1 protein-coding gene is annotated in these 13280 nt (G+C 71.3%); it reads right to left on the bottom strand.

Features of this window, described 5'->3' with window-relative positions:
- Positions 1-13: 13 nt before the first annotated feature.
- Entirely contained in the window at positions 14-13273 is a 13260-nt protein-coding gene (locus ACQY39_RS15630) for a filamentous haemagglutinin family protein (RefSeq protein ID WP_428507739.1), read from the bottom strand.
- Between the last annotated feature and the right edge of the window lie 7 nt (positions 13274-13280).

Genomic DNA, 13280 nt, shown 5'->3' with positions numbered 1-13280 from the left:
AAGGGCAAAGGCATCACTGGCCGCCAAAGCCCAGGAATTCAAGCAACAGGTTGCGGCGACGACGGCGCTTTTTCTTGCCCTCGTCCTCGCCTTCGTTCGTGGCGGCGCCGGCACTGGTCGGGTTGAGTGCGTTGTTGGCGGGCGCGCTGATCGTGGCCGCCGGGGCCTCGACCTTGCCGCCACCCGAGCTTTTGCCGCCGACCTGGATGTCCACGGCGTTGACCACCCGTTCGGCAGCAATGAAGGCATTGCCCTTGGAGCGGATGCCGGCCTCGCCGGCGTTGATCTCGCCGGCCGGCGCGAACAAATCCAGATCGCTGCCGGCGCTCAGCACCGCAATGCCCGAGCCGCTGAAGGAGCCCGAGGTGTCAAAGATCAGCTGCCCCTCGTTGTCCAGGCGCAGCACCGGCGAAGGCGCACCCGTCACCGTCTTGGCGCCTCGACCAGCGTCGATATTGCCGCGCGAGGACCAGAGCAGCAGATCGCCCTGAGCCAAGGTGAAGACCCGCGACTGGTTGACCGCAAAGTCGTCCCGCACCGCCGCCGCAATGCTGCCGCCGCTGACGGTGACGATGCCCAGCTCGTTGGGCTTTTTGCCCGCGCCCGAACTGGCAATCTCACCGGCGTTGACGCCGCCGCCCGGTGCCAGCAAGGTGATGTCGGCTTGCTGGTTGGTCTTGATCTGGCTGGTCGGCATGCGCAGCTCGCCGTTGGGGCGGGCTTCCAGGCCGTCGACCGGGAACAAGGTGCTCACCGCCAGATAGGCCGGTGCGTAGGCGGCCCAACGGGCATCACCCTCGGTCAGTGCCGCCTCGCGGCCCGAGACACGCAGTTCCTGCACCAGCTGGCGGTTCAGCCAGGGGATCTGGCGCGCCAGCGGCAGCGCTTCGAAGGCCGCCACGGCCTGGCTGTCGCTCAAGGTCCGCGCCGCGTCACCGCCGACCTCACGCACATAGCCGGCCAGGGCCTTGAGCGCCGCCTGGCCCCTGGCATCGCTGCCGGCCAGTTGCAGCAGCAGCTGCTGGCGCTGCGCCGGTGTCTGGCGGCCCAGCTGGGCCGTCAGCAAGGCTTGCACCGCGGCCGCTTGCTGGACGTCGCTCAGCGTTCCGAAGACGGCCAGCGCTTGTTCGCGGCTCAACTCACTCCAGGCCGGCTCGGTTTTCTGCGGCATTTGCTGCAGATAGGCTTGCACCGCGGGGTCCTGCGCCGGCTTGCCCAACAAGGCCGCGGCACGCAAGGCCTGTTCGCCGCCTTCGGCCCGGGCCGGCAGGCCGCGCACATAGTCGGCCAAGGCGGCCTCGAAGCGCGCCTGGCCCATCAGGCTGCGCACACCGTCCAGCTGCGCACGGCTACCCAGCTGCTCGAAGCCGGCCAAGCTGCCGCCCAGGGCGCTGAAGAGGCGGCCCAGCTGACCTTGCCAGGCACGGCTGCCGAACAGGGCGAAGCCTTGGGCCACGGCCTGCTGGTAGTCCTGCCCATCGGCACGCACGCCTGTCACGACCGTGATGTCGGCACCCAGGCTGGGCAGCAGATTGCCGTTGCGCAGTGCGCCCAGCGAGAGCAGGCCGGCCTTGTTGCCCAGGTCGACATCGCGCCCGGCCAGCAGCAGCAGATCGCCGGGGCCGGCAATCTCCACCGCCACATTGCGCATGTCGCGGCCCGCTTGCAGCACGGTGAACTCGTGGATGCGCAGCGGCTGTGTCGGGCCCTGGCCCGGGTTCAGCTGGAAGTCCTGATGCTGGACCTTGAAGACATTGCCGGATCCGCCGATCAGATCGCGGCCGGCCTGGATGTCCAGCGGCCGGGCCGACAGGATTTCCCCGGCGACCTTGATGTCACCGCCGGCCGCCAGACGCACCGGGCTGCGCTCGCTGCTGTCCAGGCGTGGCACCTCGCTGGCAGGCTGGGCTTCCACACCGAAATCGGCATAACGCGCCAGAGGCACGGCCACCTGGGCATTGGCAATCGCCTCGCCCAGTTGACGGCGGCTGTAAAGGCCCGGCTCGAGAGCCGCGCCTTGCGCGCCCACCTTGAGCGCAGCCATGGACAGTTCACCCGCCGCCAGGATCTCGGTGCGCGCCGGCACCCCGCCTTGCTCAGGCATCTGCACGATGTCGTGGGTGATGTTGACATCCCCGCGCGGCGCACGGATTTGCAACTGGGCCGGCAGCACACTATTCACCGCATCGGCTGCATTGGACATGCCGCCATCGAGCACGCCGTCGTTGCGCAGGGTGACTTGGCCGGACTGGCTTTGCAGCAGGGCCGAGGCCCCAGCATTCAAGCCGCCCAGCACAGCGCCCAGGGCCAGTTCATTGTCCTTGGTGCTCAAGGCATAGCCGGCGCTGCGCAATGCGCCCAGATCGAGGTTGCCTGCGGCCTCGGCACGCACCGCGGTGGCGCCGTAAAGCAGCTGCAAGCCTTGATCGGCACGGGTGGCATTGGCCGGCGCGGCCGTGTCGCGGCGCACTTCGCCGCCGGCCTGCACCCGCAGCTGTGGCCCGGCGGCAAACAAGCGACCGGCCACCACATCGCGGCCGGCTTGCAGGAACACGCTACCGCCCAGCACTTGCAGTGCCTGGCTGCTGGCGGCGCTGTCTGCCGCTGTGTCGCGGGCACGCCAGCCGCTGCTGGCGGCCGAGGCATGGACCTGCTGCGCATCGCGGCCGGCCGTCAGGCGCACATCGCCACCGCCAAAGCTGGCAATGCCCTGGCCGAAGCGGTCATAACGCGACCACCAGGCGGTGGCCGACGCGCCGTCCACGCCCGAACGCCACCACCACTGGCTGACGTCGTCCTGCTCGCGGGCCAGCAGCGCGCCTCGGAGGTCGCGGCCGGCACGCACTTGCACCGTGCCACCTTGGCGCAGGAAGGGGCTCAGCCCATTGCGCTGCAAATTGCTGCTGAGGCTGTCCAGATCGAGCCCTAGGTCGGCGCCATCGGGGATGGGGTCCGGCACGGGGGCTGGCTTGGGGACAGGGGCGGGTGCCGGGGCAGGCGCGGGCACTGGTGCAGGCGTTGGTGCAGGGGCGGGCACAGGTGCCGGCGTTGGCACTTCGCCCGGCTTCAGCGGCGGTTTCGGTGGCAGCTGGCCCAGGGTGCTGTCATTGCCATTGCCGTTCGACGGCTCGGTGGCCGGGCTCGGGGTCTCTTCCGCCTTCTTGCGGCGGGCCTCGGCGTCCTCGTGTTCGTCCTGGCTGCTGTGCTCTTCCGCAGACAGCGTCAATCGCGCTGCCAGGGTGGCCTTGCCTGCAGGCACGGCGAGCGGCCCGACAGGCGGCGCCGGCGGAAGGCCGTCGCGGGTGGTTTCGTTGCCGTTGCCCAGCGAAGGCTCGGTCGGTACGGGTACAGGTTCCGGAGCTGGAGCTGGAGCTGGAGCTGGAGCTGGAGCTGGAGCTGGAGCTGGAGCTGGCGTGGGCGTGGGCTCTGGTGCGGGCGTCGGCGAAGGCATCACAGGCGGCGCCGGCGGCAGCGTGTTGCCGGTGGTTTGGTTGCCGTTGCCGGCCGAGGGGAGGTCCGGCGTGGGCGCTGGTGCGGGCGCGGGTGTTGGAGCCGGCGCCGGAGAAGGCGCGGGGGACGGTGCAGGCGTTGGCGCAGGAGCTGGCGATGGAGCCGGCTCTGGTGCGGGTGAAGGCGCCGGGGCTGGAGTTGGTGTAGGTGCTGGTCCCGGTGCGGGTGTCGGCGCAGGTATCAAGGGCGGCACCGGGGGCAGTGTGTTGCCGGTGGTCTCGTTGCCGTTGCCGGCCGAAGGCACATCCGGCGCAGGCGCAGGCGCAGGCGCAGGTGCAGGCGCAGGTGCAGGTGCAGGTGCAGGTGCAGGTGCAGGTGCAGGTGCAGGTGCAGGTGCAGGTGCAGGTGCAGGTGCTGGTGCTGGCGTTGGCGCCGGAGCCGGAGCCGGAGCTGGGGCTGGGGCTGGGGCTGGGGCTGGGGCCGGTGCTGGCGATGGAGCCGGGGTCGGCGCGGGCGCGGGCGCAGGTGCAGGTGCAGGTGCAGGTGCAGGTGCAGGTGCAGGTGCAGGTGCAGGTGCAGGTGCAGGAGAAGGTGTGGGCGCCGGATCCGGCGCGGGGCTCGGTGACGGAGTGGGTGCGGGCGTTGGGGCTGGAGAGGGCGCCGGCGACGGGCTTGGCGACGGAGTCGGTGCAGGCATCACAGGCGGCACCGGCGGCAGTGTGTTGCCCGTGGTCTGATTGCCGTTGCCGGCCGAAGGGACGTCCGGTGCTGGTGCTGGTGCTGGTGCTGGTGCTGGTGCTGGTGCAGGAGCAGGTGCAGGAGCAGGAGCAGGTGCAGGAGCAGGAGCAGGAGCAGGAGCAGGAGCAGGAGCAGGAGCAGGTGCGGGTGCAGGTGCAGGGCTCGGTGATGGTGCAGGCGTTGGTGCCGGTGCCGGGCTCGGCGACGGAGCTGGCGCAGGACTCGGACTCGGACTCGGACTCGGAGACGGGACAGGCGCAGGCGCCGGGGTCGGCGCAGGTGCGGGCACCAGGGGCGGGGCGGGCGGCAGCGTGTTGCCTGTGGTCTGATTGCCATTGCCGGCCGAAGGCGCGTCCGGGATAGGCGCCGGTGCAGGCGCCGGTGCAGGCGAGGGAGATGGACTCGGTGATGGCGAAGGGGAGGGCGCAGGTGTTGGAGCCGGGGAAGGGCTCGGCGAAGGAGCAGGCGAAGGTGTGGGGCCCGGCTTGATCGGTGGCGCCGGTGGCAAGGTCACCTCGGTGCTGGAGTTGCCATTGCCCACGCTCGGTTGGCCGGGCACTGGGCTCGGTGCTGGTGCTGGTGCTGGTGCCGGTGCCGGTGAGGGAGCTGGAGCTGGTGCTGGTGCCGGCGAGGGAGCAGGGGATGGTGCCGGGCTCGGCGCTGGGGCAGGTGTCGGGGCAGGCTCCGGCGTAGGTGCAGGCGCCGGCGCCGGCGCAGGAGACGGAGTTGGAGAAGGTGCCGGGCTCGGCATCGGCGGGCTGGGCGGCAGATTCAGGTCGTCTTGCTGCAGGCTGAGCACCGGCTGGCCGGTGGTGTAGACCTTGGCGCCGGTGTTGAGCAAGACCACATCGCCGGAGGAAGCCAGCTGCAGCGAACCCGTGGTGCTGCGGACCGGCACGCTGGGCGGGGTGCCACCGTTGCTCGGGCGGCCGATTTGCAGCTTGACCTCGGCCGCCGGGGTGAGGGCGGCTGCTCCGTTGGCGCTGTCCGGGCTGGTGTTGGGAGCGGGGTGGGTGGCGCTGCGCGTGGCCATCACATCGGCCGAGCTCAGGTCGGCGCCCGCCACCACGCGCAGGTCGCCGGCCATGCCGCTGAGGGCCAGCCATTGGTCCAGCGGTGTGCTGGCCTGGTTGTTGGGCGACTGGAAGCCGGCGCTCAGGCCGCGCTCCAGGAACAGATTGCCGGCGGCGCGCAAGGTGATCGAGGTTTCGGCCGCATGCGGCATGGCGGCGCGGTCGGCCGCCACCAGCAGGGGCAGGTTCCAGTCCACCGTCAGGCGCATATCGCCGGCCGATTGCAGCTCGGCACCGGCGCGCACGCGCAGGCGCTGCTGCAGCTCGGGTTGCTGGGCCGTGAGGCGCAGCGACACGGCCTCAGCGTTGGCGGCCAGGTAGTCGCGGCTCTCGGCATCGACCAGGGCGGTGCCGAATTTGCCGGGGATCGGCGCAGCCGGGACTGGGGCAGGCACAGGACCAGGCGCTGGGCTGGGGCCCGGTTGCGGGCTGGGCGTGGGGATCGGTGCCGGCGCAGGTGGCGGCGGAGCCGGGATCACCGGGTCACCGGCCTTGAGCGGCGGCACTGGCGGCAGTTGCCCCTTGGTGCTTTCGTTGCCGTTGCCGGCAGACGTTGTGGGGCTGTCCTCGCTGGCCTCCGCCACGGTACGGCGCTCGGGCGCAGGCGGCAGTGCCGCAGCGCGGCTGATCAGGCCCGGGCCTTTCAGGCTTTCGGCTTCTTCGGTGGGTTCTTCTGGCGCTGGAGTGGGGGCGGGGCGCGGGGCGCTGCCCGGCGTGGGTGCGGGCTGCATGGCGCTGCCCAGGCCAATGCTGTCGGCCTGGCCGTAGACCTTGACCGCCTCGACATCGATGCTGTACACGCCTTCGATGCGGCCGGCCAGGGCGCTGATGCGAACCTCTTTGCCCTCAGGTGCCTTGGCATTGGCTGTGTCTTCACGGCTGGCGCGCAGCAGCAGCTGGCCGCCGTGGACACGGTCACTGCCGCGCAGGTCCAGCAGCGAGCCGGCCTGCACATCAATCTGACCCTGGCTGCTGTGCAGCTCGATGCGGCCACCCTGGCCCTGCGGCGCTTGCACCTGCAGCTGGGCACCCGCCTGAATGTTCAAGTCCTGGCCCGCAGCCAGGACGATCTGGCCGCCCTTGCCCAGCGCTGCGCTGTTGCTGGCGCGCAGGCTGCCGGCAATGTCCAGTCGGCCCGCATCGCTGACGATGCGGATCTCTTCGGCCGCCAGCAGCACGCCTGCCGCCAGGCGCTGGTCGCCGTTGCGGTTGCGCAGGCTCAGGCTGCCGCTGAAATTGCTCAGGCCCGCCGGTGCGCTCAAGCTGCCGGCCAGGGCCGCCAGTTGCACCGGGCTGCCGCTGTCGATCTCCAACCGGGCCGCTTGGGCGCCGGGCTTGGACAGGCCAGCCATCAGCCCGGCCAGCTGCACTTCGCCGCGCGGCGCGCTGAGCAGCAGCGAACCGGCGTCGCCGGCGCCCGAAGCCGACACGTCCAGGCCAGCGCCCGCTTCCAGCACCAGGTTCTGCTGGCTGCTGCCGGCGCGCAAGGTGCCGCCGGGCAGGTCTACCGTGCTGCCCAGCAGGCTGGCGCTCTGGCCGCCCACGCTGGTTTGCGAAGCAGAAGCGAACACCAGGGCATCGCGGGCTTGCAGGCTCAGCTGGCCGCCGCGCATCTCGATGCGGCCGGCCTGCGTCAGGCTCGCAGCCTCGATGTCGAGCTGACCGCCCGGCTGGAGCTTCGCCAGCGCCGGGGCGCTGGCCGTGATCAAGGTCTCGGGGCTCTTGAAGCTGAAGCTGTCTCGCACCTGCAGGCTGCTGCGGGCATTGCCGCTTTGGCCCAGCAGCGGGGCGTTGGCGTCCAGCGCGCCGCTGAAGAAGGCCGTGCCGCTGCCCTGCACCAGCAGGGCCTGGCCCGCTTGCCACAGGGTTTTCGCCGCGTCCGTGCGCTGGCTGCCGGCGCCTTGGGTCAAGGTCTGGCCGGCCAGGAATTGCAGGGTACCGGCCGGGATGGCCGTGGCGTCCGTGGCCGCCTTCACGTTCTGGCCGCTGCTCTGCGTCAGCACGATGTTCTGCGCCACGGCCTGGCCGATGCCGCTTTGCGGCGCGCGCAGCACGGGCGTGTCCAGGGTCAGGAGCTGCCAGGCGGTTTCGCCCAGGGTGGCGCCACCGGTCCAGTCGATGCTGCTGTAGCTGCGCAGGGTCAGGCTGGCGCCCGAACCCTTGCTGCCGTTGCTGTTGCTGCTGCTGTTGGCCTTGCCCTTGCCGATCTGTGCCAGCCACTGCCGGTCCAGCCCGAGGCTGCCGCTCTGGCTGTCGGCTGCGCCGATCACCACATGGCGTGCGCCCAGGTCCAGGGCCTGGCCGGCCAGTTGCAGGCCAGAGGCGATGCGGCTGTCGCCGCTGCTGTCCAGACTTATGGCGCCCTGGCCGCCGGCAGTCTGCAGGCTGACCGCAGAACCCAGGACCAGGCTGGCTTGCGCACCGTCGACAGCGACAGGCACATCCAGGCGCTGCAGCCCGGCGTCGGCCTGCTGGCTCACGCGCACGGCGGCGCCGCTGCCCTTGAGCTTCCAATCACTGCCGGCGGCTGGGCTGGCCGAGGCCACGCTGCTCAGCTGGCTGCCGTCTTCCAGGCTCAGGCGGCTGCTGGCGCTCAGCAGCAGGTCCTGGCTGCTCAGCACCGTGCCCGCCTTGAGCACCACGTCGCGAGCCACGGTCTGCAAGCTGTCCGTGCTGTTGCCCTGCGGCGTGGCGCCGATGACCAGCTGCTGGGCATTCAAGGCCTGCAGCTGCGCCGGGTCGAGGCGCAGCACTGTGGGCGCGAGCTTCTCATCCGCCGCGCCGCCGATCTGGATCTGCTCGCTGGCGATGAAGACCTGGGCGCCGCGGCCGGGCTGCTCGTTGCCGCCCGCCGCTTTCATGCTGCCCACCGCGCTGACGATGCGGGCCTGCATCTGCAGCTGCTGGGCGTTCAGCACCAGGGCGCCGGCATCGCGTGCACCGGCCGGCGCGCTCTCGCCGGCCTTGCTGGCCCTGTCGGCAAAGAAGCTGTCGAAATCGCGCAGGCGGATCTCGCTGCGCTTGCGCGCCTGCTCGGCGCTTTGCAGCAGCCAGCCCGAGGGCAGGGCGCTTTGGAAGGGCGTGCCGGCGTCGCGCAGGCGCGCACCGATCCACTGGCTGCCGTCGGCCTGCGGAATCATGGCGCCGAGGTTCAGCGGCGTGCCGCTGAGCGGCCGCACCAGGTAGGCACCGGCCAACATGGCATACCGCGCCGGCAAGAGGGTGTAGCGACCGGCCGGCAGCGCCGCGCCGGCGCCGATCTCCAGCTCGCGGCCCAGCGCCGGCGTCACTGCGGCCAGACTCGGGTCCCAAAGCGCTTGCAACTGGCGCGAGGGCAGCAGGGCAAATGCACCGTCGCTGCCGCTGAACACATCGCTGGAGCCGCCCGGGCCGGGCACAAACTGCCAGCCGCTCAGCTGTCCGCCGCCGCTCAGGTCGAGCTGGGCTTTGTCTTCCAGGCTCAGGGCCGGGGCCTTGAGCAGCAGCTGCTTGGCCAGCGGAGTTTCCAGCAGCAGGCTGTTGTTGGCGCTCTGGTTCCAGGCGCTGGCGTCGGCCTTGCCGAGCAGTAAGTCCTGGCCGGCGCCGCTGACCGAGGTTTCGCTGCCGGCCAGCAGGCTCAGGCGTTCGCTGGCCTGCAGCTCGATGCGGCCAAAAGGCGCGCGCAGCACGCCGCCTTGTGCGATCTCGCGTGCCTTGATGAAAAGCTGGCCGGCCGCGCTGGCCGGCCGGTCGGTGGCCGTCTGGCCGCTCTGGCTGATGCTGACGCGGTGGCTGCCGGCGTCGAGGGTGAAGGGGGTGTCCGTGGCCGGGTAGATCTGCGCCGCGCGCAGGCTCAAGTCGGCCTGGCTCAGCAGGGCGCCGGCCAGGAGGTCGCCGGTCGCGCTGGCCTCGGTGCTGCGGCTTTGCAGGCGCAAGTCCTGGCCGGCGGACAGCGCCAGGCTGCCCAGGCCTTGGGTGACCAGGCGGTCGGACAGCACCAGGTTCTGGCGCGCAGTCAGGGCCAGCGTGCCGCTGCCGGCACTCGATTGCAGCAGCGGTGCGGGCGTGCCGTTGGACAGCGTCGGGCGGTCCTTGTTGGCGAAGTTGGCCCAGATCAGCTCGGTGGCGGTGAGCTGGGCGCTGGCGCCCGGGTCCAGGCGCAGGCTCGGGCTTTCCAGCTGCAGCTGGCGAGCCAGGTTCAGCGACACACCGTTTTCGATGCGCAGGCCATCTTGGGCGCCGAGCGTGAGGTCGGCCAGGCCGGCCGCCTGCAGCTGGGCGGCCGAGATGCGGGCATTGCTGGCGGCGATGGGCTCAGCGCTGTTGCCGGCCAGATCGGCGGGCTTGGCCAGCAGCTCGGGCTGCAGGGCAAGGCTGGCCTGGCCGCGGTCCACGCTCAGGCTCAGCTCGCGCAGCGGCGGCAAGCTGCCGCTGCTGCTGCGGCCGGCGCTCAGCGTGATGCTGGCGCGGCCCCCGGCCTGGCTGGCATCGCCGCCCTGGGCGCGCAAATCACCTTCCAGAATCAGCGCGCCGCTGCCGCTGACATTGAGGCTGCCGCCGCTGCTGGCCACGGTCTGGCGCTGGCTGCGGTTGCCGCCGCTTTCTCGCAGGCTGACATCGAGCTCGCCCTGGGCGCCGCCGATGTTGATGCGGCTGCCCTGGCTCCAGACCAGGCTGCTGGCAAAGCTGCCGCTGGCCGCCAGATTGACCGTGCCGCCGGCCAGCACCTGGCCGCGCTGCAGTCCGTCGTTGCTGGGCGTCAGCAGCCGGGTGCCGGCCACATCGATCACGCTGTTCGCGCCCAACCACAGGTATTGCGCCGCGCTGTCGTCGCTGGCCGCCACGCGCAGGGCCACCGTGCCGCCCGGGGCCTGCACGCGGCCGTCGAACTGCAGATGGGCCGCGGCGTTCAGCGTCAGGCTGGCCGTGGGCCGCAGCTCGATGGCCGCGCCTTCGCCAACCTTGAGGCTGCCGACGATGGGCGCATTGGCGTTCAGGCTGAGGTTCACCACCTGGGGCAGGGCGGTGCTGGCGATGGCCGCCTGCATGTGCAGGGCGGCGGCTGAGCCGCTGGGCGCCAGGCGCGCCGAGGCCGTGGGCGCCCAGCTCTGGGCCTGCGGGGCGATGCGGCTGCCGGCCGCGACGTCGAGCCCGGTATGGCCATCCAGCCAGAAGCTGGCAAAGCCGCCCTGGCTGAAGAATTCAGTGCCCAGGCGCAGGTCGGCCGGCTGGGCGCCCGCCGCGGCGGTGCCAATCTGGATCGCTTGCGTCGTCAGGTTCAGCGCGCCGCCGCGCTGGGCCGAGTAGCCGCGCAGCTGGCTGCTGGCGTCCAGCTCAAGGCGCACGGTGTTGAGCGCCTTCTTGGCGTCGTCGGCATTGCTGTCCTGGCCCAGGGTGATGCTGCCGGCCGCGCCGCCGCGCACCGCTCCGCCGCCGTCGACCCAGGCGCCGCCCGAGACGTCGATCAGCGCGCCCACGTCGGTCTTGACCGCGCGCTGGCTGGCCAGCATGACCGAGCCGCCGGCCGTGCCGGCGCCGGAGCCCACACCGTCGAGCAAGGCATTGGTCCAGGCGCCCGAGGCGTCCAGGCGCACGCCGGCCGCCAGCTGCACCTCGCCGCCGTCCAGGCTGCGCGCCAGCAGGCTGCCGCCCGGCAGGCGCAGATGGCTGCCCAAAATGACCGAGCCTTTTTCTGAATTCAGCTCCAGCTGGCCCAGGGTAGGCAGGCTCAGGCTGGCGTCGCGCGGCAGCTCCAGGCTTTGCACGCTGCTCAGCTGCACGCGGCCGAAGCCGCCGGCCTCGATTTGAGCCAGCGAAAAGTCCGCCCCGGTTTCACCGGCCTTGCGGCCCAGCACCAAACGCTCCAGTACGGCGCCGGCATAGGCGTCGGCCGCGAAATCGCGGCCATGGCGGGCGGCGCCCAGGCTCAGGCGGGCCAGGTCCGCGCGCGCGTCCTGGCCGTTGAGCTGGCGGCGCCCTTGCGCCACCTGGCCGCGCAGATCGCCCTGCAAGCTCAGCTGCGGCGCGATGATCTGCAAGCTGCCGCCGGCGCGGCCTTCCACATAGCCCGGCTCCAGACGTTCGCTGCCCTGCAGGCCGAAGCCCACACGGGCGCCGTTGCGCTTCCAGGCGCTGCGGTTGACGAAGGCGCTGCTGATGCCGTCAAACACCACGTCCTTGGGCGCGTTGTTGAGGTTGTAGACCTGGCCATCGGCGGCGGTCAGCAGGCTGGGCCGCACCTTGGCGTCGCCTACCTGCACCTGGCCGCCGCTGACATCGAGGCGCGCGCCTGCGGCCACGTCCACCGTGCCGCCGGCCAGGATGGACAGGTTGCCGCCCTTGGCCAGGCGCTCGTTGGCCGTGCGCTGCAGGCCCAGGCGGTAGCTGGACAGATCGCCCAGAATGTCCGAGCCGCTGCGGATGTCCAGCGTCACCTTGTTGCGGAACAGCAGACCGTCTTTTTGCAGCGGCGCATCGCGCAAATCATTGCTGCCCAGCAGCTCGGTGGTGACGAAATAGCGGTCCACGCCGACCTGCGTGTCGCTGGTGCCGGACAGATCGATCACCGCACCCGCGGCGATGCTCAGGCTGCCACCCTCGGGCTTGAAGAGGTGATCGCCGCCGGGGCTGCCGTCGTAATTGGGCGTCACGCTGGCGCGCACAAAAGCCTGCGCACCCGGGGCCACCACCTGGGCGCCGGGCTGCAGGCTGATGCTGGCGCCGGACAGGTTCAGGCGCGAGGCGGTGAAGCCGGCGTTGTCGTCCGAGCTCAGCGGCTTGCCGTCAGCACCGCGGTTGTCGGGCTTGATTTCGGTGCGGCTGTCGCCGCCGAGGATCAGCTCGCCGCCCGTGCGGGCGCGCTTGTACTGGGCGTCCGAGGGCGTGGTGTTGGTGGGCGCGCCGGCGGCATTGCCTTGGGCGAGCAAAAAGATCGAGCCGTTCTGCGCCACGCTGGTGGTGGCCGTGACCCGGCCCAGCTGGTTCACCGCCATGCCCACCAGGGTGGTGTTGCCGCGCGGTGTTTCGATCACGCCGGGCTGGGCATTGGCCGCGCCCGAGCCGGTGGCTGCGCGGCCGGCATTGGTGACCTTGCCGTCGCCCGCATCCTTGCCCAGATCGGCCTGGCCCACCTCGACCAGCAGGCCGCGCAGAGCCGGCACATCGGGGTTGGACTCCGAGGCGTAGAGCGTCTGGCTCAAGCGCTCTTTCGCGGTGGACGGCAGGCCCAGGTAGACCTCGGCGCCAGCGCCCAGCACCACCTGGCCACCAGGCGCGCTGATCGTGCCGGCGTTCTCCACCTTCTTGGCGAAAAGAAAGATGCGGCCGCCCTCGGCGCTGCGCAGCTCGGCGCCCGGCGCCACGCTCACATAGCTGTCGGCAAACAGGGCCGCGCCGCTGCGCCCGCCGTCCGCGGCGGGGTCGTAGCGGAAGGCCGGGTCGCCGCCGAGGATGTTGCTGGCAAAACCGTTTTTGTAATCCTCGTCACGCGGCTTGAGCGAGGTGGCAATCAGGCTGCCCACGTCCACCCGGGCATTGGCGCCAAACAGGATGCCGTTGCGGTTGTAGAGCAGGATCTCGCCGCCATTGGTGGCCTTGAGGCTGCCGTAGATCAGGCTGGGGTTGGCGCCGCCGATGCGGTTCAGGGCGCTGGCATTGCGCTGCGCCATGTCGAAGGTGACCGAGCTCTGCGCGCCGATGTCAAAGCTCAGCCACTCATAAATGGCGCGCTGGCTGTCCTGCTTGATGACCATGTCCGCGCCGCCGCGCGCATTGGGCAGGCCTTGCGGCAGCGCGCTCTGGCCGCTGCCGAACACGCGCCAGCCCGGGGCCGGCTGGGGCAGGGCGTTGACCTTGGGCGCTGTCTGGGCCTGGGCCTGCCACGGCATCACGGCTGCCATGGCGGCCACCAGCGGGTGCAGCAGGGCATGGCCCCAGTGCGGCACGGGCGGTGCGGCATGGGCCAGCGAGCCGGTCTGCGGCAGCGGGGGGGGAGTCAGGCGGGCGGGGGACAAGGAGGCAGGACGACGCGACATGGCAGCA

The sequence above is a fragment of the Roseateles sp. genome (assembly GCF_965262435.1).
Lineage (GTDB): Bacteria > Pseudomonadota > Gammaproteobacteria > Burkholderiales > Burkholderiaceae_C > Paucibacter_A.
Note: the sequence above shows the minus strand (reverse complement) of the source record. Positions and strands in the feature narration are given on the sequence as shown.

Bases quoted from the DNA above. Each gene is read 5' to 3' on its own strand.
- ACQY39_RS15630 (WP_428507739.1), bottom strand. From the start codon at position 13,273: ATGTCGCGTCGTCCTGCCTCCTTGTCCCCCGCCCGCCTGACTCCCCCC.